We start from the raw sequence: 24,321 nt of genomic DNA, 5'->3' as shown, positions 1-24,321 counted from the left end.
GGTGTGATCAGGACTTGACCGCGCGCCAGCCGATGTCCTTGCGGTACTGCGCACCGTCAAAAGCAATGCCCTGCGCGATTTCGTAAGCGCGTTGCTGCGCAGCCTTGACGGTGCTGCCCAGCGCCGTTACGCACAGCACACGGCCGCCCGAGGTCACTGTCCCGTCTGCTTCCTTGCGCGTGCCGGCATGAAACACCATGGCGTCTTCGGGCATTTCGGTGCCCTTAACAAGGCCCCTGATGGCATCCCCCTTGCGAGGGTTCAGCGGATAGCCATGTGCGGCCATCACCACGCCCAAAGCCGGCCTGCGATCCCATTCGAGCTCGATCTGGTCGAGCGTGCCTGAGGTGGCCGCCATCATCACGTCGTACAAATCAGTTTTCAGCCGCATCATGATCGGCTGGGTTTCAGGGTCGCCCATGCGGCAGTTGAATTCCAGCGTCTTGGGCTTGCCTTCGGCGTCGATCATCAGGCCCGCGTACAGAAAACCCGTGAAGGGAATGCCGTCTTTTTCCATGCCCTTGATGGTCGGCAGGATGATCTCGCGCATGGCGCGGCCGTGCACTTCCGGCGTGACCACCGGGGCCGGCGAATACGCGCCCATGCCGCCGGTGTTGGGACCTTCGTCGCCGTCGAGCAGGCGTTTGTGATCCTGGCTGGTAGCCATGACGGCCACGTTCTTACCGTCGCACATCACGATGAAGCTGGCTTCCTCGCCCTGCAAAAATTCTTCAATCACCACGCGCGCGCCGCCTTCGTTATGCGTGACGCCCAGCGGATTGAACTCCGGATTGGGTGCGAGCATGAATTCGATGGCCTCATGCGCTTCATGCAGCGTCATGGCCACCACCACACCCTTGCCGGCGGCCAGGCCATCGGCCTTGACGACGATAGGTGCGCCCTTTTCGTCCACATAGGCGTGGGCCGCGGCCGCATCGGTAAAGCTTTCGTACTCGGCCGTGGGAATCCCATGGCGCTTCATGAAGGCCTTGGAAAAGGCCTTGGAGCTTTCCAGCTGCGCCGCGGCTTTGGTTGGGCCGAAAACCCTTAAACCGTGGGCGCGAAATTCATCCACGATGCCGGCCGCCAGCGGTTGCTCGGGTCCCACCACGGTCAAGGCGATTTTTTCGGCCGTTGCCCATTCACGCAAGGCCTTTACGTCGGTGATAGCGATGTTTTCCAGGCGGGAGTCCAGCACGGTGCCGCCGTTGCCCGGCGCGACATACACGGCCTGAACTTTGGGAGACTGCGCCAGTTTCCACGCCAGAGCGTGTTCACGGCCACCACCGCCCACTACGAGAACTTTCATGCTGCTGCTTTCATTGTTGTTTGTTTACTCGGCTTCGGAGAGCGCGGCATTGTGAAAAACATCCTGGGTGTCATCCAGGTCTTCCAGTACATCCAGGAGCTTTTGCATCTTCCGGGCATCGTCACCCGTCAATTCAATCGTGTTCTCGGCACGCATGGTGACTTCAGCCAGCTCAGGCGTGATGCCTGCCGCCTCCAGCGCATTCTTGACGGTCTCGAAGCCCGTATAGGGTGTCAGCACCTCGATGGCGCCGTCTTCGTGCGTGATGACGTCGTCAGCGCCCGACTCCAGCGCCACTTCCATGATTTTGTCTTCGCTGGTACCGGGCGCAAAAATCAACTGGCCGCAGTGCTTGAACTGGAAGGCTACCGAGCCCTCGGTGCCCATATTTCCGCCGTGCTTTGAAAATGCATGGCGAACTTCCGCCACGGTGCGCACCTTGTTGTCAGTCATGCAGTCAACGATGATGGCCGCGCCGCCTACGCCGTAGCCCTCGTAGCGCACCTCTTCATACTGCACGCCCTCCAGGCTGCCGGTTGCCTTGGCAATGCCATATTTGACGTTTTCATTGGGCATGTTGGCCGCTTTGGCCTTGTCAACCGCCAGCCGCAGGCGCGGGTTGATGCCCAAGTCGCCGCCGCCCATACGGGCTGCGACCATGATTTCGCGCATCACACGCGTCCAGATACGCTGGCGTTTTTCGTCCTGTCGGCCCTTTCGGTGTTGAATATTCGCCCATTTACTATGACCAGCCACGACAGAAACCCCTTTTTTCGATGCTTTTCACTGATTAATTGATTTAATCTACAAAGCGCATTTTACTTTTTCACCCACTCACACCCCCATGGCCGAAACCACCGCCCTCCCCCTGCTCATCGCCCGTAACGCCAACACGCAGTGCGAACTGCTACCCGGCCTGGCAAATCGCCATGGTCTGATCACCGGCGCCACCGGCACCGGCAAGACGGTCACGCTGCAAACCATGGCAGAAAACTTTTCCAAAATCGGCGTTCCGGTCTTTATGGCCGACGTCAAGGGCGACCTGACCGGTATCAGCCAGGCCGGCCACATCGGCGACAAGATGGCCGGCATTCTCAAGGAACGCGGCATTGATATTCCCGAATCGCTGGCCTGCCCGGCCACGCTGTGGGACGTCTTCGGCGAACAAGGCCATCCGGTGCGCGCCACCGTGTCCGACATGGGGCCGCTGCTGCTGGGCCGCATGCTCAACCTCAACGAGACGCAGGCTGGCGTGCTCAACCTGGTGTTCAAGTTCGCCGATGACAACGGCATGCTGCTGCTCGACCTGAAAGACCTGCGCGCCATACTGCAGTACGTGGGCGACAACGCCAGCGAGTTCACCACCAAGTACGGCAACGTCAGTGCCGCCAGTGTGGGCGCCATCCAGCGCGGACTGCTGCAGGTCGAAAGCCAGGGCGGCGACAAGTTTTTCGGCGAGCCCATGCTCAATATCAACGACTTCATGCAGACGGTGGATGTTAATGTGAGCCCCCAGACGCCTTCGGCGTCGGCCCCCTCAGGGGGCGCATCTGCACCCAGGGGCGGCCCGTCGGTGCAGATGGGCGTGATCAACATCCTGGCCGCTGACAAGCTCATGAACGCGCCTCGCCTGTATGCCACCTTCCTGCTGTGGATGCTGTCCGAGCTGTTCGAACAGCTGCCCGAAATTGGCGACCCTGAAAAACCCAAGCTCGTCTTCTTCTTCGACGAAGCGCATTTACTCTTCAACGAAGCGCCCAAGGTGCTCGTCGAACGCATTGAGCTGGTGGTGCGCCTGGTGCGCTCCAAGGGCGTCGGTGTCTATTTCGTGACGCAAAACCCGCTCGACATTCCCGACTCGGTACTGGCGCAGCTGGGCAACCGTGTGCAGCACGCCCTGCGAGCCTTCACACCGCGCGATCAGAAGGCCGTCAAAGCCACGGCGCAGACCATGCGGCAAAAGCCGGGCCTGGACATCGAAGCCGCCATTACCGAGTTGGCCGTGGGTGAGGCGCTGGTCAGCCTGCTGGACGCGAAGGGCCGGCCCGGCATCACCGAGCGCGTGTACGTGCTACCGCCAGGCAGCCAGATCGGCCCCATTACGCCGCCGCAACGCCAGGCCTTGATTCAGGGCTCGCTGGTGGCGGGCGTCTATGAAAAAACCGTGGATCGCGAATCCGCCTACGAAAAGATCAACGGCCGCGCCGAGGCTGCAGCCGCTGAAGCCGCAAAGGCACCCCAAGGCGGTGCTGCTGGCACCACCGACTCGGGCGGCATCATGGGCGGCCTTAACGACGTGCTGTTCGGCACGACGGGCCCGCGCGGCGGCAAGCATGACGGCCTGGCGCAAAGCATGGCCAAGTCCGCCGTACGCACCATGGGCTCGGCCGTGGGCCGCGAGATCATTCGCGGCGTGCTGGGCAGCATCTTCGGCGGCAAAAAACGCTGAGCTTGCGCGCAGACCCGGTGCGTTCAGCCGGGCCTGTCGCAAATTAACGACCCGGCAAAACCGCCGGACTTGTCAATCCCGGCACGCGTCGGTACATTGGATTTTTTGAAGGATCCGCAATGCCTGCTGAAGTTGCCGCCAAGTCCCTTGATCCGAGGCCGGCTGTCCCTGCGCCCGTCTCCGCTCCGGTCCCCACTTCTGCCGCCTCCACGACCCCGGCCAGCCCTGCAACCTCCCACATCCGTTTGACCTCTCATGCAGGAGGTTACGGCGCCCTGCCCATACGCTGGGCTGCCGCCACGGCCGCCGAACGCGGCCCCGTGGTGGGCACAACCACCAAACGCAGCCATCGCAACGTCATCGGCACACACAGCGGCTCCTATAGTGTCTACCGCGCGCTCGCCGTGGCTTCCGGAGCGCTGAAAGCCAGCCACAAAGCCGACCTTACCAACACCTCACCAACTGATCTGATAGGGCCCTATCCCCAATGGAGCGAGCCGGGCCGCATCGTGGCCATGGACCCTTGGGGTGCCATGGTGGCTGACGTTTTTTCCAATGAGCTGGCAGCGGGCTACGACATCCGGCCCACCATCGCGGTTACCCAGGCCCACGTGATCCTGCCCGAGGTGATCGAAGCCCTGCAGTCCGGCCGCCTCAAGGCCGACGGCAAGTATTTGACAGCTGGCGGCGCGGCCATGGTGACCAAGGTCGCCGTCGAGCCGGTGTGGTACCTGCCCGAAATTGCCCGCCGCTTTGGCTGCAGCGAAACCGATTTGCGCCGCGTGCTGTTTGAAGAAACCGGCGGCATGTACCCCGAGCTCGTGACCCGAAGCGACCTGGAGGTGTTCCTGCCACCCATCGGCGGCCTCACGGCTTATATCTTCGGCAAGCCGCGCGACCTAGCCAACCCCGACGTTGAACTCACGGCCCGGGTGCACGACGAATGCAACGGTTCCGACGTCTTCGGCTCCGACATCTGTACATGCCGCCCTTACCTCACGCACGCCATTGAAGAATGCATCCAGGGTGCGCAGCGCGGCGGTGTGGGGCTGGTGTCATATTTCCGCAAGGAAGGCCGGGCGCTGGGCGAAGTCACCAAGTTCCTGGTCTACAACGCCCGCAAGCGCCAAGTGGGCGGCGACACCGCCGACCAGTACTTCAACCGCACGGAATGCGTGGCCGGTGTGCAGGACATGCGCTTTCAGGAACTCATGCCCGACGTGCTCAACTGGCTGGGCATCCGCAAAATCCACCGCCTCGTCTCCATGAGCAACATGAAGTACGACGCCATCACCCGCGCGGGCATCGAGGTGGTCGAGCGCATCAACATTCCCCAACACATGATCCCGGCCGACGCCCAGGTTGAAATGGACGCCAAGATGGCCGCAGGCTATTTCACCCCCGGCGCGGTGCCCGACGCCGAAGAACTGAAAAAAGCCAAGGGCCGGGGGCTGGATGTCTAAAACCAAGCCGCCTCCTGACAGTTCCAACAGTCCCAGTAACCCCGCCAACGCCGCCTACACCATCGCCGGAAATCTGCGCGGCATCAGCGCCGCCGCAGAATTGCGCTCCACCAGAACCATACGCACACGCGCCAACGCGCTTCTGGCCCGTGCCCGCCGCGGCGAATCGGCCTGGTTTACCGTCAACGACGGCGCCATGGCCACCGCCGCCGCGCTGGTTGCTGAAATCACCCGAGCCCGCTACCCGGACCTGGACATCCCATACCACAGCCGCTGGCGGCATTTTGAAGCGGGCGGCATTGACCGCCCGGGTCTGCTCAACGCAGCGCTGGCATCCGCCACGCCTGCCGGGCGTGCACGCGCCCAGATTGACCTTGCACTTATCAGCGTGCTGCTGGACGCCGGCGCCGGCGCCCGGTGGCACTACCTCGAAGCCGCCCAGGGAGAGCATCCCTGCAGTGAATACAGCCGTTCCGAAGGCCTGGGCGTGGCAAGTTTTCACGCCTTTATGGCCGGACTCTTTTCCAGCGATCCACAGCAGCCGCTGCAAGCCGATGCCCTCGGGCTCAAAGCCATCACCGCGGACCAGCTGGCCAAGGCCTTCCAGGTCACACCCGATAACCCGTTGATCGGCCTCGAAGGCCGCGCCGCGCTGTTGCGGCGCCTCGGCCAGGCGCTGCAGGACCAGCCTGCGCTCTTTGGGCAACGCGGCCGCCCCGGCCATTTGTTTGAGGCCCTGGTCCAACCCGGGCAAAGCGCCATTGAAGCGCATGAGCTGTTGTCGGTGCTGCTGACCAGCCTCTCCGCCATCTGGCCGGCCCAAAATATCCTGGGCACGATTCCCCTGGGCGACTGCTGGCAACACAGCGCGGCAGGCGACGGTGAGTCGGAAAAAGCCGGGCCCAGCCAGGGCTGGATGCCGTTTCACAAGCTGTCGCAGTGGCTCACCTATTCGCTGCTGGAACCGTTTGAATGGGCTGGCGTGCAGGTCAACGGGCTTGATGCCCTGACCGGGTTACCTGAATACCGCAACGGCGGCTTGTTTCTCGATGCCGGTGTGTTGATGCTGAAGGACCCGGCTCAAGCCGACAAGCTGCATGCCGCAGGCGACGAGCTGATCGTGGAGTGGCGCGCGCTCACCGTGGCCCTTCTCGACGAGCTCGCGCCACTGGTGCGCGAGCAGTTAGGATTGACCGCCGAGCAGATGCCGCTGGCCTGCGTACTTGAAGGCGGCACCTGGGCCGCTGGGCGCGCACTGGCACAGCAATTGCATCAAGGCTTGCCGCCTCTGAACATCGAAAGCGACGGCACTGTTTTCTGAGAATCCGGCAAAACACAAAAACAAAGAGGCACACAAGCACATGACCATCCCAAGCAGCAAAGTCCACCTGATCGACCACCCCCTGGTGCAGCACAAGCTCACCCTGATGCGCCGCAAGGACGCCTCTACCAATACCTTTCGCACCCTGCTCAACGAACTCAGCATGCTGATGGCCTATGAGGTCACGCGCGACATGCCCATGCAGGACATCGAAATCGAGACGCCGCTCGAAACCACCACCTCCAAAGTCATTGACGGCAAGAAGCTGGTGTTTGTTTCCATCCTGCGTGCCGGCAACGGCATTCTTGAAGGCATGCTCAGCGTGGTGCCGGGCGCCCGCGTCGGTCACGTGGGCCTGTACCGTGACCCCAAAACGCTGACGGCGGTCGAGTACTACTTCAAGATGCCGCACGACATGGAGGAGCGCGACATCGTCGTGGTTGACCCGATGCTTGCCACCGGCAACTCGGCTATCGCGGCAGTCGAGCGGCTCAAAGAGCTCAACCCCAAGTCCATCAAGTTCGTCTGCCTGCTGACCTGCCCCGAAGGCATCAAGGCCCTGCAAACCGCGCACCCGGACGTGCCCATCTACACCGCCGCGATCGACCGCGAACTCAACAGCCATGGCTATATCCTGCCGGGCCTGGGCGACGCCGGTGACCGTATTTTTGGAACCAAATAAGCCTCCAGCCCTTTATGGACGAGCGCAAGAAGCTCCCGAATTGATAGCAGTTTCCAGACACCGCCAACCCACCTGAAAACCCAACCGGAGAGTCACATGCCCCAGACCTTCAAGCGCCGCCAGCTCGTTCTATTGGCTGCTGCCCTCGCCGTCGCCCTGCCCGGCTTTGCCCTTGCCCAGGCCAAACCCAAGGTAGCAGCCATCTACACCGTGCCGTTTGAGCAGCAATGGGTCAGCCGGCTGCACAAGGCGCTCAAAGCCGCCGAAGCGCGCGGCGAAATCGAATACAAGGCAACTGAAAATGTCGCCAATGCCGACTACGAACGCGTCATGCGCGAATACGCCACGGCCGGCAACGCGCTCATCGTCGGCGAGGCTTTTGCGGTGGAAGCCGCGGCCCGCAAGGTCGCCAAGGACTTCCCAAAAGTGTCTTTCCTTATGGGTTCGTCGGGCAAGGTTCAGGCGCCCAACTTTTCGGTGTTCGACAACTACATCCAGGAGCCCGCCTACCTGAGCGGGATGATCGCCGGCGGCGTGACCAAGTCCAACAAGATCGGCATGGTGGGCGGCTTCCCGATTCCTGAGGTCAATCGCCTGATGAACGCCTTCATGGCCGGCGCCAAGGAAACCAACCCCAAGGTCGAGTTCAGCGTGAGCTTCATCAACAGCTGGTTTGACCCGCCCAAAGCCAAGGAAGCAGCTTTTGCCATGATCGACAAGGGCGCCGACGTGATGTACGCCGAGCGTTTCGGCGTGAGCGACGCCGCCAAGGAAAAAGGCAAGCTGGCCATCGGGAACGTGATCAATACGCAAGACAAATATCCCGACACCGTGGTGGCGTCAGCCCTTTGGAACATGGAGCCCAGCATCGACCGCGCCATCAAGGCCGTCAAGGAAGGCAAATTCAAGGCCGAAGACTACGGCCCCTATTCGATGATGAAGTACAAGGGTTCCGAGCTCGCCCCGCTGGGCACCTTCGAGAAAAAGGTGCCTGCCGACGTCGTCGCCAAGGTCAAGGCCAAAGAGGCCGACATCCTGGCCGGCAAGTTCACCGTCAAGGTCGACGACGGCCAGCCCAAGTCCACCGCCAAATAAGCCGGCGTTCCACCGCCCCACCTGAAAGCGCCGTATGCATTCCCTGTTTTGCCTGCGGCGTTTTTCTTTCCGCTCACGCTTTGGCTGGCGGGCCGCGGCGTCGTTGGCCTTCTCGGCATTCGGCCTCCTGGGGTGTGCGGGCCCGGCGCCTGCCCCGTCCCATCCGCCTGGCGCAGTTGCCGGCGTCTCCGTCCGGCTTGACGCCACGCCCCGCATCGCGGTGATGTCGGCTTTTGAGCCCGAGTTGACCCTGCTGCTCAACCGGTTGCAAGGGCCTGCCAGACACCGCATCAACGGGGTTGACTTCACCACCGGCACCCTGCAGGGCAAGCCGGTCGTGCTGTTTCTTTCCGGCATCAGCATGGTCAACGCGTCCATGAACACGCAACTGGTGCTCGACCGTTTCAACATCACCCACATCGTCTTCAGCGGCATCGCCGGGGGCGTCAACCCGGCCCTGCATATCGGCGACGTCAGCGTACCAGCCCAGTGGAGCCAGTACCTGGAGGTGTTGATGGCGCGGGAAACCGCGCCGGGCCGGTTCACCGTTCCGCCGCGCATGGCGGGCCAGACCCTGCCGCCTTTCGGCATGCTGTACCCGCGCCCGGTCGAAACACGCACGGCCGCCAGCCCGGCGCCCGTACGCAAGTTCTGGTTTGAAGTCGACCCCAGGATGCTCGAGGTTGCCAGGGGCATGGGTAACATCGACCTCGGCGCCTGCAACGCGGGTGTGTGCCTCACGCACAAACCGCAGCTGATGGTGGGCGGCAACGGTGTTTCGGGCCAGGCCTTTGTCGACAACGCCGCCTTCCGCGAATACGCCTTCAAAACATTCCAGGCCAACGTGCTCGACATGGAAACCGCCGCTGTGGGCATGGTGGCCTACAGCAACAGCGTGCCTTATATCGCCTTCCGCTCACTCAGCGACCTGGCCGGCGGCGGTGAAGCCGCCAATGAAATGGTCACCTTCATGAACATCGCCGCCGACAACTCGGCCAAGGTGCTATTGGCATTCCTATCTGCGTGGAAATAACATGCCTGAACTCACCGGCATTGACCACATCTACATTGCCGTGAGCAACATGGCGCAATCGGAAGCTTTCTACGACAAGCTCATGCTCAAGGCACTCAGCTGCCGCAAAAACACCTTCGAAATCGGCGGCGACCCACATATCCAGTACTACAACCGCCACTTCGGTTATGTCCTGCGGCCGGCCCGTTCGCAAACCGGGCACGAGGCCTATTCGCCCGGCCTTCACCACTTCTGCCTGCGCGTAGATACTGTGAAAGACGTAGCCGAATGCGCGCGGCTGTTGCAGGCCTCCGGCATCAACGCCAGCGAGCCGCACAACCACGGCGAATACGCCCCCGACTACTGGGCCACCTTCTTCTCCGACCCCGACGGCCTTCGTCTGGAGATCACCAACTACCGCCAGGAGCGGCGCGACCGGCATGACCACTGGGCATCCCTCGGCTGAACATTCGCAGCCGCCGATGCTGCGGCTCCGCGGCATCACCAAACGCTTCGGCCCGCTGGTCGCCAATGACGCGATTTCGCTCGAACTGCACAGCGGCGAAATCCTTGCGTTGTTGGGCGAAAACGGCGCAGGCAAGTCAACGCTGGTGTCCATCCTCTTCGGCCACTACACGGCCGACGAAGGCCACATCGAAATTCATGGCCAGCCGCTTGCGCCCGGCAACCCCAGGGCCGCGCTGGCCGCGGGCGTGGGCATGGTGCACCAGCATTTCACGCTGGCAGATAACCTGAGCGTGCTCGACAACATCATGCTGGGCGGCGAGCCGCTATGGCAGCTTTTCTCACGCCGCAGCGCCGCCCGGGCCAGGCTGCTGGAGGTTGCCCAGCGCTTTGGCCTGCCTGTGGCGCCCGATGCCAAGGTGGGCAGCCTTTCGGTCGGCGAGCGCCAGCGGGTCGAGATCCTGAAAGCGCTGTACCGTGGCGCCCGCATCCTGATCCTGGACGAACCCACTGCCGTGCTGACACCGCAGGAAAGCGAAGCGCTCTTTGACACTCTGGGCCAGATGGTGGCGCAGGGTTTGTCCATCATTTTCATCAGCCACAAGCTCGGTGAGGTGCTGCGTGTGTCGCACCGCGTGGCTGTGCTGCGCGGCGGCAAGCTGGTGGCCGAAGCGCCTGCCGCCGGCACCAGCCAGGCGCAGCTGGCGCAGTGGATGGTGGGCCATGCCGTCACCGCCACGCAGCGCCACCCCGCGCCGTCAATCGGCCTGCCGGTCTGCACACTGGACGGTGTCAGCACCGCCGATGCAGGACAAGACCGCCTGGACGGCGTTTCACTCGAACTCAAGGCCGGTGAAATCGTCTCGATTGCAGGCGTATCGGGCAACGGCCAGCTGGCCCTGGCCGAGCTGCTGTGCGGCACCCGCGCCGCCAGCCGGGGCTCCGTGACATTTCTGGGCCAGCCCATGAAGGCCTCCCCGGCCTGGCTGGTCACAAAAGGCGTGGCCCGTATCCCCGAAGACCGGCATGCCGTCGGCGTAGTGGGCGACCTCAGCGTCTGGGAAAACGCGGTGTCAGAGCGCCTGCGCAGCCCAGCGTTTTCCAAAGCGCTGTGGGTCAAACGCAAGGCCGCGCAGGCCCATGCGGCCCGCATCATGCGCGAGTTTGACGTGCGCGGCGGCGGAGCCCATGCAGTGGCGCGGTCGCTGTCGGGCGGCAACATGCAAAAGCTCATCCTCGGCCGGGCCCTGCTGGTGCCAGAGCAGGCCGAGGGCAAGATCACGGCACCTCGCCTCGCCGCCGGGCCGCCCCAAGGCGAGGCAGCCCCCTCGGGGGGCAGCGAATCACGCGAAGCGGAGAGCGTGGGGGCCATATCCCTCATCATTGCCCACCAACCCACCTGGGGCCTGGACATCGGCGCCGTCGCCTATGTACAGCAGCAGCTCATTGCCGCGCGAGACGCTGGCGCGGCTGTGCTGGTCATCTCTGACGACCTGGACGAAGTGATGGCGCTCGGCGACCGCGTGGCGGTGATGCACGCGGGCCAGCTGACGAAGGCCCTGCCCGCCGAGGCCTGGACGCGGGAAGCGATCGGTCTAGCCATGGCCGGGATCAACGCCGAGTCGGCGCCGGGAGTGGCGGCGTGAGGCTCGAAAAGCGCACTGAAATCTCGCGCTGGGCCCTGGTGTTGGCCCCCATAGGCGCCATAGCGTTCACCCTGCTGGTCAGCGCACTGCTGGTGCTGTGGGCCGGCGCACCGCTGGGCCAAACCTACGCACTGCTGTTCAAGGGCGGCTTTGGCTCGGTCTTTGCCCTCAGCGAAACCTTCACCCGTGCGGTGCCGCTCGTCCTGACCGGCCTGGCCGCTACCGTGGCCTTCAAGGCCCGGCTATTCAACATCGGCGCCGAAGGCCAGCTTTATGCCGGCGCGTTGGCCGCCGTGGCTGTCGGCGGAATGCACGGCGGTACGGGTTTTGAGCTGCCCTTCTGGCTGCTCTTCGGCCTGATGATGCTGGCCGCAGCCATTGCCGGTGCGCTGCTGCTGCTGGGCCCGGCGCTGCTGAAGGCCCAGCTGGGTGTGGATGAAGTCGTCACCACCCTGCTGCTCAATTTCATCATGCTGCTGTTCGTGTCCATGATGCTCGACGGCCCGATGAAAGACCCGACCGCCATGGGCTGGCCGCAAAGCGTGGCACTGCAAAGTGAACTGGAACTTTCCAAGCTCGTCGCCCAGACCCGCATCCACACCGGCCTGCTATGGGCTGCCGCCCTGGCTGTGGCGCTGTGGGCCTTGCTGAAATACACCGTGCTGGGCTTTGACATACGCGCCGTTGGCGCCAACGCCAAAGCCGCAGCATTCGCCGGCGTGCCCGTTACCCGCACCGTCGTACTGGTTGCCCTGTTGTCAGGCGCGCTGGCGGGCCTGGCCGGCGCCATTGAGGTGGCAGGACGCACCAGCTATGTCACGCTCGACATGTCGCCCGGCTACGGCTACACCGGCATCGTGATCGCCATGCTGGCCGCGCTCAATCCCATGGGCGTTCTGGCGGCAGGGGTATTTGTCGCCGGCGTGCTGGTCGGCGCCGACACCATGAGCCGGGCGGTGGGCGTGCCTACCTATATTGCCGACGTGATCGTGGCGGCTTCGCTGATTTCGGTGCTGGTGGCCACGTTGATGACGCAATACCGGGTGGTAGTAAAAGAAAAAGGCCGGGCCGCATGAATTTCTTCAGCGCCAGCGCCTTGCCAACCCATGCAGCCACTGCCGACAGGGCTGAAGCTGCGCGCACAGTTCTTAAGAAACTAATAGCCACAAGCCAATACAGACGAGCGCAAGCAGCTATTAAATTAATAGCGCCAACAGTCTGCATACCAACGCGAGAAGGCGTCCTGCATGGCTGAAATGCTCGATATCCTCGCCGCGGCGCCCTTCTGGATCGCCGTGCTGCGCATCGCCACACCGCTGATCCTCGGCACGCTGGGCGTGCTGCTGTGTGAGCGTGCCGGCGTGCTCAACCTGGGCATCGAAGGCATCATGGTCGCCGGCGCCTTCAGCGGCTGGCTGGCCGTGTACGGCGGCGCGCCGCTGTGGGTAGGCGTCGGCGTGGCGGCGCTTACCGGTACGGTGTTTGGCCTGCTGCACGCCTTTCTCACAGTCGGCCTGGCGCTGTCGCAGCACGTGTCCGGGCTCGGCATTACCCTGCTGGCCACCTCGCTCAGCTACTACGGCTACCGTGTGAACTTCCCGAAGGTCGATGCGCCACCCACCATCACACCTTTCGCCCCCATGCATTGGCTCGACGGTTTTCCCGGCGGCGGGCTCAACGTGCTGGCCGCGCAAACCTCGCTTACGCTGCTGGCGCTGTTGCTGGTGCCGCTGATCGCCTGGCTGCTGTACCGCACACCGGCAGGCCTGGCCATCCGCATGGTCGGCGAGAACCCCCAAGCCGCGGAAGGCCAGGGCGTCTCCGTCGCGGCCACCCGCAGCGCTGCCATCGTGGCCGGCTCGGCGCTCATGGGCATGGCGGGCTCTTTCCTCACGCTGTCGGCGTTTAACGCCTTTTTCTTCAACATGGTCAACGGCCGCGGCTGGGTGTGTGTGGCACTGGTGGTGTTTGCATCGTGGCGGCCCGGCAAGGCGCTGCTGGGGGCCTTGCTGTTTGCCTTTTTCGACGCGCTGCAGCTGCGTCTGCAAACCTCGGGCATCGTCAATGTGCCTTACCAGGTGTATTTGATGCTGCCGTACGCCCTCTCCATCCTCGCGCTGGTGCTGGTGGCGCGCAAGGCGGCGTATCCTCAGGCCTTGATGAAGCCATACCGCAAGGGAGAACGCTGATGATTGCGCCGCTTGAGCCGAACCCCGCGGTCAAATATATCCAGCCCAAAGTTCAGCGGAGGATGGGCCGGTTGCTGATTCAGATCCAGCAGTATGAGAAATTACTCAAAACACTTTTGGTCGAGTCTGAAATCGCGGGCACCATTGATTCCGTACCCGCTTCAAGAAACGCCCGCGTGGAAAAATATAGGGCCATGACCTTGGGTACCCTGGTCAAGGAAACAAAAACGACATTCCTGCGGACCGGACCTCTTCCAGACGATGACGACCTTTGCCCTCACCCCAGCAAGGTTGTTTTTCGTGCGCGCTGGACCATACAGTTGACTGAAAACAACGCTGCCACTCTGGAAGAAGACTTGAGAAAGTTGGTCACCCTGAGAAACGACCTGGTCCATCACCTCATAGAGCAGTTTGATATTTTCAGCGTGGAGGGATGCCGGGCAGCGCTGTCTCATCTGGAGGAATGCCGTCAAACTTTGGATGCGGCCTACACCACACTGAGGGAATGGGCGCACGATTTGATGACAGCAAGAGAGGCCATGGCGGCGCCGGCTTTTCGAGCGATGTTGATCGACCATCTGAGCAATGGCGCACCAAAACAAGTGGAGCAATCCGATGCCAAGTCCTGATCTAATCCTTCGCCATACCAATTTGCCCGACGGACGAACCAATCAGGACGTCGCCGTGACAGACGGTCGCATCATCGCGGTCGAGTCGCATCTGCAGGGGACTGGCGCGCAAGAGGTGGACTGTCAGGGCTACCTGCTGAGCCCGCACTTTGTGGACCCACACTTCCACATGGACGCCACGCTCAGCTACGGCCTGCCGCGTATCAATGAAAGTGGCACCCTGCTCGAAGGCATTGCCGTGTGGGGCGAACTCAAGCCCACGCTGAAAGCCGACGCCATCATCGAACGCGCCCTCACCTACTGCGACTGGGCCGTGGCCAAAGGCCTGCTGGCCATTCGCAGCCACGTGGACACCAGTGACCCCAGCCTGCTGGCAGTCAACGCATTGCTTGAAGTCAAAAAAAAGGTCGCGCCGTACATCGACCTGCAACTGGTGGCCTTTCCGCAAGACGGCGTGTTGCGAACCAAAGGCGGCATCAGCAACCTGGAGCGTGCACTCGACAAGGGCGTGGACGTGGTCGGCGGAATTCCCCACTTTGAGCGCACCATGGCCGACGGCGCCGCCAGCGTGAAGCTGCTGTGCGAAATTGCGGCCGAACGCGGCCTGCTGGTCGACATGCACTGCGACGAGTCCGACGATCCGCTCTCACGCCACATCGAAACCCTGGCCGATGAAACCCAGCGACTGGGCCTGCAGGGCCGTGTCAACGGAAGCCACTGCACCTCCATGCACAGCATGGACAACTATTACGTCAGCAAGCTGCTGCCCCTGATCGCCGAGAGCGGCGTCAGCGTGATCGCTAACCCGCTCATCAACATCACCCTGCAAGGCCGCCACGACACCTACCCGAAGCGCCGCGGCATGACGCGCGTGCCCGAACTGATGGCCGCCGGTGTGAACGTCGCCTTCGGCCACGACTGCGTGATGGACCCCTGGTACGGCATGGGCAGCGCCGACATGCTCGAAGTCGCCCACATGGGCCTGCACGTGGCGCAAATGACCAGCCAGAAAGGCATACGCGACTGCTTTGACGCCGTGACGGTCAACGCCGCCAAAGTGATGCACCTCAAGGGCTATGGGCTGGACGTGGGCTGCGACGCCAGCTTTGTGCTGCTGCAGGCGCGGGACAAGATTGAGGCGATCAGGTTGCGGGCGAATCGGTTGAAGGTGTGGAAGAAGGGGGTGCTGCTGGCTGAGACGCCCGAAGTTGTGGCGGCCTTGCAGTTGCCGAATCGCCCGCCCGCCACCCGCTTCATGAATTGAGATCGAATCCTGTGAATTCACCCATCGCCAATGCCGACCTCATCGCCACTTTTAAAAGGGCCGAGGCAGAGGCTGCCCACAAGTCTGGCCTGATCAAGGCGGCTGCAGCCAAAGGCCCCAGGGCGATCCAGATGGCCATCGAGACCGCAGACAAAGCCGCAAAACGCAGGGATGCGTACGCCAAAAATCTGGCGGCTCTTGGGGTGGAACTCAAGGACTGAGCTGTACCCATCGCACCTCCAGCGAAGCAAGGCGGGTTGCGGATAATCGGGATTTGGAAAGAAACCCGATGGAAACAGACGCACCAGACGAAGCACCAGAAGACGAAACGGAGCCGATTGAGGAATACGTCCCTGGCGTCGCCAACGGCCGGCATTACATGGCCAGGCTGTGCCATCTCCCTGACGGTCCCTGGTACATCGATGTCATACACGTTGAATCGCTGCCGCCCCTGCACGACAGCGACAGGAGCTGGCTCACACGCGAAGAAGCCGTTCAGGCGGCAGACAAGCTGGTGGCCAACCTCAGTCACTGACCGAAAGCGCCGGGAAGAGCCGGTACCGGCGAAGAATGTAACGTCCCGCGCAAGCTCTTGTACCCCAGCCAAGCAGCACCATGTTCCTCCAGTCAGCCCGCCGGGTTGCCCACTTCACGCAAGGAGCTTTCATGTTCAAACGCCTCACGATGCTTTGGGTACTGGTACGCGGCGATGCGAGGCGGCTGTGGAAAGCCTTGCGCCATCCTGATGCGCCGGGCTGGCTGAAATGGGGCACTGCATTGGTTGCGCTTTACCTGGTGTCACCCATTGACCTTATCCCCGATGTCATTCCCTTCTTTGGCGTGATGGATGACCTGGTGCTGGTGCCCCTGGCGATCCGCTGGTTGCTGAATCGCCTGCCGCCCGGGATCGCCGATCCCGAGGAAAAGCCCGCCGCGCAGCGATAGGCGATCGCTGTCATGGGCCGATAAATTCAGCACGGGCTTTTATTGATGTCGACACGGCCCCTGTCACTACTCATACCGCTCCTCGCCGGCGGCACCGTTCCCGGCCTGCTGCAGGCGCCAGCCAACGCCAAAGCCTGTTATGTGTTTGCCCACGGCGCAGGTGCGGGCATGGAGCATGTCTTTATGGTCGCGATGGCACAGGGGCTCGTAGAGCGCGGCATCGCCAGCTTGCGCTTCAACTTTCCATTCATGGCGCAGGGCTCAAAACGCCCCGACCCACCCGCCGTTGCGCATGCAGCGATTCGGGCGGCGGTTGCCGAGGCGGCGCGGCGCATGCCTGGTGTGCCGCTGTTTGCCGGTGGCAAGTCCTATGGCGGGCGTATGACCACGCAGGCGCAGGCGGGCGAGGCCTTGCCTGGCGTCGACGGCATCGTGCTGGTGGGCTTTCCTCTGCACCCGACCGGCAAGCCTTCCACCGAACGCGCTGCGCACCTGGATGGCGTCAAACTGCCCCTGCTTTTTCTGCAAGGTACACGCGACGCCCTCGCCGACCTGGGCCTGATCACGCAGACCGTAGCAAGCCTCGGAAAAAGGGCAACCCTGCACGTCGTGGACGGCGCCGACCACGCTTTTCACGTGTTGGTGCGCTCAGGCCGCACCGATGTGCAGGTGGGTGAGGAACTGCTGGACACAATGGCCGCATGGATGAAGAAGCGCTAGTTTCCTCGCAAGCACGGCCAGCCGCTTCGTACAGGCCAGATCGTGACCACGCCGGCTCGGGCACAGGATTGCTGAATCCCATGGGCGTTCCAGTGCTTGCTGAGGGCATGGGCGTCGGCGCGGCGGAGCTTCGACTCCTGAAGCGGGGGCGCGAGCCAAATGAGCTGGCTTGAATATAAGATCGGCACGATCACCAAAAACAAGCTTGCTACGCAAGCCGCCTTTCATCGGAGGGAGACCGATACGTGAAAACAGCGAATACCCACGCAAGAGAGCCGGGCCCTAAAAATCACGCGGGCGGGTTCTGTTTTTTTTGCCTTGGCCTTGCCGCCGACGAGGAACACGCTGACTCGTACTGCCCGGCAGCGAGAAAACCATGACACGAATCCTGCGCGTCATTCTCTGCAGCATGTTGCTGCTTCAGGGCTGGGCTTTTGCGGCCAACCCTTCGTCTGTGCCGACCCCTTTCACCACTGCGCTGTACGAAACACCGGTGGGCAATAATGCCGCGCAGGCCTACTTCCTCGTGAATGTCTTGCGCAGCGCCGAAGCGCCCAAGGCGGACATTGACGCCTTGCGCGGCGAACTGCTGCATAGCTATGTGGCACAGATCACCGGTGCGGCGCCACCGCCGGCCGTACCTGTACCCGAGCCCAAGACCAGCGCATGGAAATCATTCCTGCGCCGGTTGCCGGGCGGTGCGAAGGCGCGGGAAGACGATGTGGCCACGGCCATCGCGCGCGGCCGGCAGCGCGAGGACGTGATGGGCTCCGCTTTCCGCGCTACCTGGCAGGCGGCCTTCAACCAGGCGTTGACCCCTCGCTGGGAATCCGGCGCCGCGCGCGTGCCGCTCTTCACCCTGGAGATGCGCGACATGCAGCCCATCGCGCCCGGCATCTGGGCCGCGCCTTCTGCTGGAGGCCAGGTACGCCTGATGCTGTCAATGCGCCTGGCCAACACCAGTTCCGTTCCCCTGCCCCTCTACCAGCCTGATATCGTTCTGCAAGGCACGCTGCGCTTTACCTGCAGCTGGGACCGGGTGCGGGCACCGCAAAGCGTCATGCGAGCCAACGAAGTCACCTTGCTGCAGCCCGGTGCCGAGTCCGAGCCGCTGGCGTGCGAGGCCCCTCCGGTGGCCGGATACTGGCGCGACCAATTGGTTGCGCTGCAGGCTGCCAACGGCAAGGCAGGCCTGCAGACCGTACTGGTACCGCATGACCTCGACAGTGCCCAGCGCCTGTACCACACCGAGCTGGCGTTCGCGAATGCATCACCACGGACAGCCAGCTGGAGCCAACGTCTGCTGAAGGCCCGGCATGAGCCGTACCGCCAGTGGTCTCCCGCCAAAAACACACTGGACCCACCTGAGTCGGGCAGCTTGACGGCTGCGCCGCATCACGGATGGGAGGCTACTGTCTCACTGCTGGCTACCTTCCTCGGCGCCACCGTGATAGCGCTCGGCCTGTTTGCCGGGGGCCGCATGGCGCGCAGCGCGGGCGTTCCGCAAGGCGCCATTGCCGTGGTGACAGTACTGGCGGTGGGTGGCATGTGGGTGCTGGCCACCATCAAACTAGGCGGCGGCGGCACGGGCTACAGCCATCCCTTTTATGTGGGCCTTGCCCTATGGGCGGGCTACGTCGGGCCGGTGGTACTGGGCGTGGTGGCCCTGCACGGCCTGCACAGGGTGCTGGACAACGAAGAGATGGAATGGTGGCAGACGGTCGCCACTGGCTGGCGCCACACGCTGAACGTCACCGCAAAAACAAGCCGGGCCGAGTTTTGGGGCTTCCTGGCGCATTGCGCCTGGCTGTGGGCGCTGGCGCGCGTTTGCCTTATGCCGCTGGACCGCTGGATAGGCCTCGCCCTGCTGGTCCCGGTGGTAACGCTGACTGCCCGCCGCATGCTCAGCCTGACCTCCCAGGAATGGCTCGAGATGGGGATGATCCTGATATGCCTGCTGTTGCTTGTGCTGGCGTAAAGCGCTGTGTCTGAAGCTCCCCGGTCGGTGCAACTAGAAGCACGGCGTGGCCGCCAGCCCACCGTCCCATAAACCTGACCATAGTCAGGCGTATCTGCTGACAGCCTGAGGGCGAAAACAGCCGCACACTGGCGCGACAACACCGAAAGCGCGCCCATGTCCTTCAACTCCTCGCCCTCCACCGCCCGTTTTTCCCGCCGCAGGCTTGTCCTCGCGCTATGTTTTACCGGGGCGGGCTTTGCAAGCCACAGCGCCTGGGCGGCCAAGAAAAAAAACAAAACCACGGGCAACCAGGCCGTTGACATGGAAACCTTCAACAACGCGACCGATGCGCCCTTGCTGCGCAACGGTAGCCAGGGCGCGGCCGTGGCGCGCGCGCAGATCATGCTGGACCGGGCGTGGTTCTCCTGCGGCGAAATCGACGGGCGCTTTGCCACCAATATGCAGCGCATGGTCAAGGCCTACCAGACCGCGCACGACCTGAAAGTGACCGGTACGGTCACGGCCGAAACCTGGACTTCGCTGCGCAAAGACGGCGCGCCACTGCTGACGGGCTATACCGTGACCGACAAAGACGCCGCCGGCCCCTTTGAGAAAACGCCCGTCGCCATGGACGAACGCGCCAGGATGAAGGCGCTGGTCTATGAGTCGCTCGATGAAGCGCTGGCGGAAAAATTTCATACCAGCACCGGCTACCTCAAGCAGCTCAACGGCGGCAGCACCATGGAAGCCGGTAAACAGATCACCGTGCCCAATGTCGCGGCCAGCGCCACGCCCGTCAATGCAGCCTCCATAGAGATCGACAAGTCCGAGCGCGTGCTTTATGTGCTGGACACCGCGCAGCGCCTGGTGGCGGGCTTTCCCATCAGCATCGGCAATGAAAAGAACGACCCGCTGCCGCTGGGCACGATGGCCATCAAAAACGAGGTGAAGAACCCGGGCTTTACCTACAACCCCGTCCTGCTCAAGAATGCGCCCAAGGATGCGCAAAAAGTCGACATCGCGGCCGGCCCCAACAACCCCGTGGGCAGCATCTGGCTGGGTCTGAGCAAACCGCATTGGGGCATTCACGGCACACCCAACCCCTCCAACGTGGGCCACTCCGAAACCAATGGCTGCATCCACATGACGAATTGGGATGCCGAACGCCTCTCGACCCTGGCGAAGGCCGGGTTCAAGGTCAACGTCAAAGCCTGATGACTTCTGCATCTGCATCAATGAAGCGGGCCGCACTCGCCGTGGGCGCGCTGCTTTTGGTAGCGCTTGGCGTGATGTATGGCAGCCGCCTGCAGACTTCCACGCAAGTGGTTTCCCCAACGCCCGCGGTCCAGGCCCCGGCTACGCCGACGGCCCAATCTGCGCTGGTTGCCGCATCTGCACCGCCAGCAACGCAAAGCGACCCGGGCGATCCCCTGCAGGCGCTGATTGAAAAAGTCGCTCCGTCTACCACCGCCTCCGCGCCTGAAGCCGCGCCCACCGGACCGGTGGCAGGCGACGCCGACATCTCCCTGCTGCGACCGCGCGCCCTCACCCTTCCCGTGCAAGGCGTCAGCGCCAGCCAGCTGACCGACACCTACACCCAGGCGCGTGCAGCAGGCACGCCGCATGAGGCCATCGACATCATGGCCGCGCGCGGCACGCCCGTGTTTGCTGTTGAAGATGGCAAGGTGGCCAAGCTGTTTTTGAGCAAGCCGGGCGGCATCACGATTTACCAGTTCGACCCCGCAAGCAACTACGCCTATTACTACGCCCATCTTGACCGCTACGCCGACGGCCTCGTCGAAGGCGCCAGCCTGCGCAAAGGCCAGGTCATCGGCTATGTGGGCAGTACCGGCAATGCGTCGCCCGATGCGCCGCACCTGCACTTCGCGATCTTCAAGCTGGGGCCGGAGCGGCAGTGGTGGCGTGGCACGCCGCTGAACCCCTATCTGGTCTGGCGCGATCCAAAGTCGTGACCGGTTGGCCGGCCGTGCGATCACTACAATTTCGCAGCTACTGAAAATGTTCAGCCTCGCTAATCGCGACATCGCCCGCAACCCGAAGAAAATCCCATGACAAACTACTGGCTCATGAAATCCGAACCCGAAGAATGCTCGGTCGACGACGCGCTGGCAGCAAAGCATTCCACGGTTCCCTGGGTCGGGGTGCGCAACTACCAGGCGCGCAACTTCATGCGTGACGGAATGCAGCTCGGAGACGGGGTGCTGTTCTATCACTCCAGTTGTGCCGAGCCAGGCATCGTCGGCATCGCGGAAGTGGCGTCTACGCCCTACCCTGACCCTACGCAGTTTGATCCGAAGTCGCCCTACTACGACGCCAAGTCCAAACGCGAAGAACCTCGCTGGCAGCTGGTGGATGTGAAGGTGCTGCGCAAGATACCTAACATTACCTTGCCCGCCCTGCGTGCACGGCCAGAACTGGCAGACCTGCAGGTGCTGCGCAAGGGCAATCGCCTGTCAATCACGCCCGTCGAGCCGCACCATTGGAAAATCATCACCGGAGAAAAGTGAGAAAACTGTCAGACGCCGGATTCCGGCGGACTTTGCAGCCTGCGCAGCCCGAACAGGTCCTTGATGATGATCTGGCCGCGCTGGCTTTTCAGGTAGCCTTCGGCGACCAGGCCCTGCACCAGCCGCGCTACCACTTCACGCGACGTACCCAGATGCCCGGCCAGTTGTTGCTGCGTCGTTTTCAATACCCCGTCGGACGAGGAATGCAACAACACAAAATGCACGAGGCGTTGCCGGTGGTTGAAGGAATGAACGGCATCCAGTTCTGCCATCAACCTGAAAACGAGTGTCGAGAGCGCATGCAGCGTCAGGTCCTGTATGCACGCTTCCTGCTTGAAAAGCTGCCGGTACAAGGGGCCGGGGATGACGGCGACACGTGTCGCCTTGTCGGCCTGAACCCAGGCAGGATACAGAAGATCGTTGAACAGGCAGTTGAGCGAGAGCACGCAGGTCTCGCCGGGCTCCACCAGATAGAGCGTCGCCTCGTTACCCGCAGGTGTGATGGTGTACACGCGCAGCCGACCCGACAGCACGACATAGGCGCCGGAGGCTGGCTGACCTTTGTGAATGATGCCGGTCCCTGCCAGCGCACTCATCGGAACCGCGCCCCGCGTCAAGAGGGTCTGGCCGCTGGCGCTCAGTCGGCTGAAAGGGTCGAAAAGGGTAAGTTCACGTAAGACCTGCATGTTGCTCCATTCAGCGCGGCGACCTGACGCTCCGTCAAACCATCGTTGCCACGTGGCCACGCTTGATCCACAACAGGGCGCCTTCAGGACTTCCCAGCCCGGCCTGCCAGGCGCGTGGACTGCGCAGCCAACACATAGGGCCGAGGTGCTGCGCATCTGCAGCTCGCACGTCCGCGTCGTCGCCAGCTACCACACGGACCGATCCCCCGACGACAAGCATTTCCTGGCCACCCCACGCGTACTGCGCGGCCATGGTACACCCCGGCTCCAGCCGTTCGAGGAATACGGTCTCCCTGCGATCCGCGTACAACAATGCACGCCGATGCCGGGCGATCCCCACATCCACCCAGGGCCTGTCGGCTGCACTGATGACAACGCGGCGCTGTTCGAGGGGGTCCATCTGCCGCAGTTTGACGAAGATGGTGCAGCCCTCGTCGCTGAACGGCCTGTGACTGGAGCCCGGTGGATTGCGCACATAGGTGCCAGGGCCGTACCGGCCGTGCTCGTCGGCAAACACGCCGGAAAGCACAAGGAATTCTTCACCCAGCGCATGCGAGTGCGCGCCGAACCGGCTGCCGGCCGCATAGCGGACAAGCGTGGTCGCCACGGCCACCTCTGCACCGATACGTTCGAGCATGCGCCGCTCGACTCCGGGTTGCGGCGACGGCAGCCATGGCAACGACCCGGCCCGTACCAGAACCGGCGCCGTGCGGTCGGCGTTCAGATGCATTGGCTCCATCAGAACTTCTCCCACGCGGTCCGCAGGTCCAGCTCCTGCGTCCACGCGAAAGGCGCCTGCTGTGCAAGCCACAGGAAATTGGCAGCCACGCCGTCGGGGGTCATAACCGGGGCTTCTCCTGCCACGTAACGGGATGCGGCAACAGAGCCGCGCAGCATGCCGTCCAGCACGACGTGGGCCACGTGGATGCCCTGCGGGTGAAACTCTCTTGCCAGTGACTGTACAAGCCCGCGAAGGGCAAATTTGCCCGTGGCCATGGCCGCAAAGCGGGCCGACCCGCGCAGCGAAGCCGTGGCGCCGGTGAAGAGCAGGTTGCCGCGCCCCACAGCCAGCATGCCCGGCAGCACGGCCCGGGCACAATGCGCCGCCCCGACAGGACCGGCTTCGAGGCACTCGCGCAGCGCACTTGCCTCCAGTTCAAGAAAAGGAGCAACTGCCAGATGACCAGCGTTGTACAGCAGCGTGTCAACGGGCCCGTGGCGCTCGATCAAGGCCGCGATGGCCTGCGCCACTGCGTCACCGTCCGCCAGATCGCAATCTGCTCGCCGCAAGCCCACCACCTCGTACCCCGACCCGCTGAACTGCCGCGCGAGCGATCCGCCGAGTACGCCTCCGGCACCCGCGACAAGAGCGAGAGGTCGGCTCACAGCATCCCCAGCAGGCGCCCAATCAACACCAGCGTGGCCCCCCAGCCCGCTGCCCAGGCAAGCGTGCGTGCGACGGGGACACCGAGCGTGTAAACCACGTAGTGAATGAGCCGCGCAAAAAAGTAGATGGCGCAGGCGGCGGCCGTCACCGAATCAGCTCGCCCGCTGACCTGCACCGCCAGTACGGCCGGCGCAAAGACAACGAGGTTTTCGGTCACATTGGCTTGGGCCCGTTGAGCACGCTGGGCCCACTCGGCCAGGGGTTTTTCTGCGGCGGAAGGGTTGGCCAGCGTACCGCCCAAGCCCCGCACGGCGATGCGGTTCAAAACATAAGGCAAGGCGAACAACGCCGCAGCGGCCAGGGTCAACGCCAGCCAGTAGATTTCCTTGGACATGATAAGTTTCCTTCTTCGTTGCATGCCGCAATGCGGGCACGAACACGAAGATAGCCGCGCCCCGAAAAGAGTTCTGTAGCTTTTGCTACAGAGTCACAAAGATGACAAGGCAACCGGCGGCGTGGAGTGAACCCCTCGAGCTGGACCACGGGGTGCATCAGAACTAAGCCGCCTCCT

At 63.1% G+C, this 24,321-nt stretch carries 26 protein-coding genes; 20 read left to right on the top strand and 6 right to left on the bottom strand.

Going from position 1 to position 24,321, the window contains the following annotated elements; translation table 11 throughout:
* Positions 1-7 precede the first annotated feature (7 nt).
* Positions 8-1,309 (bottom strand): phosphoribosylamine--glycine ligase, encoded by a 1,302-nt coding sequence (purD, locus tag ABI546_RS03795; RefSeq protein ID WP_348044270.1) that lies wholly within the window; start codon positions 1,307-1,309, stop codon positions 8-10.
* A gap of 24 nt (positions 1,310-1,333) precedes the next feature.
* Positions 1,334-2,065: a YebC/PmpR family DNA-binding transcriptional regulator gene (locus tag ABI546_RS03790; RefSeq protein WP_348044268.1), complete on the bottom strand. Its 732-nt coding sequence runs from the start codon at positions 2,063-2,065 to the stop codon at positions 1,334-1,336.
* 88 nt (positions 2,066-2,153) lie between these two features.
* On the opposite strand from ABI546_RS03790, the gene ABI546_RS03785 reads away from it, so the two are divergent.
* The 20 genes from ABI546_RS03785 (at position 2,154) to ABI546_RS03690 (ending at position 21,677) form a co-directional block, all read left to right on the top strand.
* Entirely contained in the window at positions 2,154-3,758 is a 1,605-nt protein-coding gene (locus tag ABI546_RS03785; RefSeq protein ID WP_348044266.1) for a helicase HerA-like C-terminal domain-containing protein, read from the top strand.
* Between the two features lie 119 nt (positions 3,759-3,877).
* Entirely contained in the window at positions 3,878-5,221 is a 1,344-nt protein-coding gene (locus ABI546_RS03780; protein WP_348044264.1) for a GTP cyclohydrolase II, read from the top strand.
* The gene (locus tag ABI546_RS03775; protein ID WP_348044262.1) at positions 5,214-6,542 is read left to right on the top strand and encodes a URC4/urg3 family protein; all 1,329 of its coding nucleotides are present in this window, start codon (positions 5,214-5,216) and stop codon (positions 6,540-6,542) included. Before ABI546_RS03780 ends, ABI546_RS03775 begins: the two co-directional genes overlap by 8 nt.
* A 40-nt stretch (positions 6,543-6,582) precedes the next feature.
* A complete protein-coding gene (gene upp / locus ABI546_RS03770) occupies positions 6,583-7,224 on the top strand; it encodes a uracil phosphoribosyltransferase (RefSeq protein WP_348044260.1) in 642 nt (213 codons plus the stop codon).
* 96 nt (positions 7,225-7,320) lie between these two features.
* On the top strand, positions 7,321-8,319 hold the full coding sequence (locus ABI546_RS03765; RefSeq protein ID WP_348044258.1) for a BMP family protein: 999 nt from the start codon (positions 7,321-7,323) through the stop codon (positions 8,317-8,319).
* A 34-nt stretch (positions 8,320-8,353) separates the two neighbouring features.
* Positions 8,354-9,352 carry a 5'-methylthioadenosine/S-adenosylhomocysteine nucleosidase gene (locus ABI546_RS03760; RefSeq protein WP_348044256.1) on the top strand — a complete coding sequence of 333 codons (999 nt, stop codon included), beginning with the start codon at positions 8,354-8,356 and terminating at the stop codon, positions 9,350-9,352.
* Between the two features lies 1 nt (position 9,353).
* A complete protein-coding gene (locus tag ABI546_RS03755) occupies positions 9,354-9,797 on the top strand; it encodes a VOC family protein (protein ID WP_348044254.1) in 444 nt (147 codons plus the stop codon).
* Positions 9,772-11,442, top strand: a complete 1,671-nt coding sequence (locus tag ABI546_RS03750) for an ABC transporter ATP-binding protein (protein WP_348044252.1) — start codon at positions 9,772-9,774, stop codon at positions 11,440-11,442. Before ABI546_RS03755 ends, ABI546_RS03750 begins: the two co-directional genes overlap by 26 nt.
* On the top strand, positions 11,439-12,518 hold the full coding sequence (locus ABI546_RS03745; protein WP_348044250.1) for an ABC transporter permease: 1,080 nt from the start codon (positions 11,439-11,441) through the stop codon (positions 12,516-12,518). The genes ABI546_RS03750 and ABI546_RS03745 overlap by 4 nt, the downstream gene beginning before the upstream one ends.
* A gap of 171 nt (positions 12,519-12,689) precedes the next feature.
* Positions 12,690-13,631: an ABC transporter permease gene (locus ABI546_RS03740; protein ID WP_348044248.1), complete on the top strand. Its 942-nt coding sequence runs from the start codon at positions 12,690-12,692 to the stop codon at positions 13,629-13,631.
* Positions 13,631-14,260 (top strand): hypothetical protein, encoded by a 630-nt coding sequence (locus ABI546_RS03735; protein WP_348044246.1) that lies wholly within the window; start codon positions 13,631-13,633, stop codon positions 14,258-14,260. Before ABI546_RS03740 ends, ABI546_RS03735 begins: the two co-directional genes overlap by 1 nt.
* Complete coding sequence (locus tag ABI546_RS03730; protein ID WP_348044244.1) at positions 14,247-15,524, top strand: amidohydrolase family protein; 1,278 nt, start codon at positions 14,247-14,249, stop codon at positions 15,522-15,524. The genes ABI546_RS03735 and ABI546_RS03730 overlap by 14 nt, the downstream gene beginning before the upstream one ends.
* A gap of 11 nt (positions 15,525-15,535) precedes the next feature.
* Entirely contained in the window at positions 15,536-15,745 is a 210-nt protein-coding gene (locus ABI546_RS03725) for a hypothetical protein (protein ID WP_348044242.1), read from the top strand.
* 68 nt (positions 15,746-15,813) lie between these two features.
* Entirely contained in the window at positions 15,814-16,059 is a 246-nt protein-coding gene (locus ABI546_RS03720) for a hypothetical protein (RefSeq protein WP_348044240.1), read from the top strand.
* A gap of 131 nt (positions 16,060-16,190) precedes the next feature.
* Positions 16,191-16,469: a YkvA family protein gene (locus tag ABI546_RS03715; RefSeq protein WP_348044238.1), complete on the top strand. Its 279-nt coding sequence runs from the start codon at positions 16,191-16,193 to the stop codon at positions 16,467-16,469.
* 45 nt (positions 16,470-16,514) lie between these two features.
* Positions 16,515-17,189 carry an alpha/beta family hydrolase gene (locus tag ABI546_RS03710; protein ID WP_348044236.1) on the top strand — a complete coding sequence of 225 codons (675 nt, stop codon included), beginning with the start codon at positions 16,515-16,517 and terminating at the stop codon, positions 17,187-17,189.
* A 376-nt stretch (positions 17,190-17,565) separates the two neighbouring features.
* Positions 17,566-19,167: a hypothetical protein gene (locus tag ABI546_RS03705; protein ID WP_348044234.1), complete on the top strand. Its 1,602-nt coding sequence runs from the start codon at positions 17,566-17,568 to the stop codon at positions 19,165-19,167.
* Positions 19,168-19,323: 156 nt separating this feature from the next.
* Positions 19,324-20,364 (top strand): L,D-transpeptidase, encoded by a 1,041-nt coding sequence (locus tag ABI546_RS03700; protein WP_348044232.1) that lies wholly within the window; start codon positions 19,324-19,326, stop codon positions 20,362-20,364.
* Positions 20,364-21,122 carry a peptidoglycan DD-metalloendopeptidase family protein gene (locus ABI546_RS03695; protein ID WP_348044231.1) on the top strand — a complete coding sequence of 253 codons (759 nt, stop codon included), beginning with the start codon at positions 20,364-20,366 and terminating at the stop codon, positions 21,120-21,122. The genes ABI546_RS03700 and ABI546_RS03695 overlap by 1 nt, the downstream gene beginning before the upstream one ends.
* A 96-nt stretch (positions 21,123-21,218) precedes the next feature.
* Positions 21,219-21,677 (top strand): EVE domain-containing protein, encoded by a 459-nt coding sequence (locus tag ABI546_RS03690; RefSeq protein ID WP_348044230.1) that lies wholly within the window; start codon positions 21,219-21,221, stop codon positions 21,675-21,677.
* Between the two features lie 8 nt (positions 21,678-21,685).
* Here the strand turns inward: ABI546_RS03690 and ABI546_RS03685 are convergent, their stop codons facing one another.
* Genes ABI546_RS03685 through ABI546_RS03670 form a run of 4 tightly spaced genes read right to left on the bottom strand, consistent with a single transcriptional unit; the run spans position 21,686 to position 24,144 of the window.
* Complete coding sequence (locus ABI546_RS03685; RefSeq protein ID WP_348044229.1) at positions 21,686-22,363, bottom strand: Crp/Fnr family transcriptional regulator; 678 nt, start codon at positions 22,361-22,363, stop codon at positions 21,686-21,688.
* A 34-nt stretch (positions 22,364-22,397) separates the two neighbouring features.
* Positions 22,398-23,102, bottom strand: coding sequence for a cupin domain-containing protein (locus tag ABI546_RS03680; protein WP_348044227.1), 705 nt, complete (start codon positions 23,100-23,102; stop codon positions 22,398-22,400).
* Positions 23,102-23,749, bottom strand: a complete 648-nt coding sequence (locus tag ABI546_RS03675; RefSeq protein WP_348044225.1) for an SDR family NAD(P)-dependent oxidoreductase — start codon at positions 23,747-23,749, stop codon at positions 23,102-23,104. The genes ABI546_RS03680 and ABI546_RS03675 overlap by 1 nt, the downstream gene beginning before the upstream one ends.
* The gene (locus tag ABI546_RS03670; RefSeq protein WP_348044223.1) at positions 23,746-24,144 is read right to left on the bottom strand and encodes an MAPEG family protein; all 399 of its coding nucleotides are present in this window, start codon (positions 24,142-24,144) and stop codon (positions 23,746-23,748) included. The genes ABI546_RS03675 and ABI546_RS03670 overlap by 4 nt, the downstream gene beginning before the upstream one ends.
* Between the last annotated feature and the right edge of the window lie 177 nt (positions 24,145-24,321).

The organism is Polaromonas sp., from assembly GCF_039932935.1.
Classification (GTDB): domain Bacteria; phylum Pseudomonadota; class Gammaproteobacteria; order Burkholderiales; family Burkholderiaceae_C; genus Polaromonas.
This window is presented reverse-complemented; position numbering and strand designations above follow the sequence as displayed.

Excerpts from the sequence above, each read along its gene's own strand:
- ABI546_RS03775 (WP_348044262.1), top strand. The coding sequence starts at position 5,214 with ATGTCTAAAACCAAGCCGCCTCCTGACAGTTCCAACAGTCCCAGTAAC.
- ABI546_RS03670 (WP_348044223.1), bottom strand. The coding sequence starts at position 24,144 with ATGTCCAAGGAAATCTACTGGCTGGCGTTGACCCTGGCCGCTGCGGCG.
- ABI546_RS03740 (WP_348044248.1), top strand. The coding sequence starts at position 12,690 with ATGGCTGAAATGCTCGATATCCTCGCCGCGGCGCCCTTCTGGATCGCC.
- ABI546_RS03685 (WP_348044229.1), bottom strand. The coding sequence starts at position 22,363 with ATGCAGGTCTTACGTGAACTTACCCTTTTCGACCCTTTCAGCCGACTG.
- ABI546_RS03690 (WP_348044230.1), top strand. The coding sequence starts at position 21,219 with ATGACAAACTACTGGCTCATGAAATCCGAACCCGAAGAATGCTCGGTC.
- ABI546_RS03735 (WP_348044246.1), top strand. The coding sequence starts at position 13,631 with ATGATTGCGCCGCTTGAGCCGAACCCCGCGGTCAAATATATCCAGCCC.
- ABI546_RS03755 (WP_348044254.1), top strand. The coding sequence starts at position 9,354 with ATGCCTGAACTCACCGGCATTGACCACATCTACATTGCCGTGAGCAAC.
- ABI546_RS03730 (WP_348044244.1), top strand. The coding sequence starts at position 14,247 with ATGCCAAGTCCTGATCTAATCCTTCGCCATACCAATTTGCCCGACGGA.
- ABI546_RS03785 (WP_348044266.1), top strand. The coding sequence starts at position 2,154 with ATGGCCGAAACCACCGCCCTCCCCCTGCTCATCGCCCGTAACGCCAAC.
- upp (WP_348044260.1), top strand. The coding sequence starts at position 6,583 with ATGACCATCCCAAGCAGCAAAGTCCACCTGATCGACCACCCCCTGGTG.
- purD (WP_348044270.1), bottom strand. The coding sequence starts at position 1,309 with ATGAAAGTTCTCGTAGTGGGCGGTGGTGGCCGTGAACACGCTCTGGCG.
- ABI546_RS03715 (WP_348044238.1), top strand. The coding sequence starts at position 16,191 with ATGTTCAAACGCCTCACGATGCTTTGGGTACTGGTACGCGGCGATGCG.
- ABI546_RS03720 (WP_348044240.1), top strand. The coding sequence starts at position 15,814 with ATGGAAACAGACGCACCAGACGAAGCACCAGAAGACGAAACGGAGCCG.
- ABI546_RS03700 (WP_348044232.1), top strand. The coding sequence starts at position 19,324 with ATGTCCTTCAACTCCTCGCCCTCCACCGCCCGTTTTTCCCGCCGCAGG.
- ABI546_RS03695 (WP_348044231.1), top strand. The coding sequence starts at position 20,364 with ATGACTTCTGCATCTGCATCAATGAAGCGGGCCGCACTCGCCGTGGGC.
- ABI546_RS03760 (WP_348044256.1), top strand. The coding sequence starts at position 8,354 with ATGCATTCCCTGTTTTGCCTGCGGCGTTTTTCTTTCCGCTCACGCTTT.
- ABI546_RS03780 (WP_348044264.1), top strand. The coding sequence starts at position 3,878 with ATGCCTGCTGAAGTTGCCGCCAAGTCCCTTGATCCGAGGCCGGCTGTC.
- ABI546_RS03710 (WP_348044236.1), top strand. The coding sequence starts at position 16,515 with ATGTCGACACGGCCCCTGTCACTACTCATACCGCTCCTCGCCGGCGGC.
- ABI546_RS03750 (WP_348044252.1), top strand. The coding sequence starts at position 9,772 with ATGACCACTGGGCATCCCTCGGCTGAACATTCGCAGCCGCCGATGCTG.
- ABI546_RS03765 (WP_348044258.1), top strand. The coding sequence starts at position 7,321 with ATGCCCCAGACCTTCAAGCGCCGCCAGCTCGTTCTATTGGCTGCTGCC.
- ABI546_RS03680 (WP_348044227.1), bottom strand. The coding sequence starts at position 23,102 with ATGGAGCCAATGCATCTGAACGCCGACCGCACGGCGCCGGTTCTGGTA.
- ABI546_RS03705 (WP_348044234.1), top strand. The coding sequence starts at position 17,566 with ATGACACGAATCCTGCGCGTCATTCTCTGCAGCATGTTGCTGCTTCAG.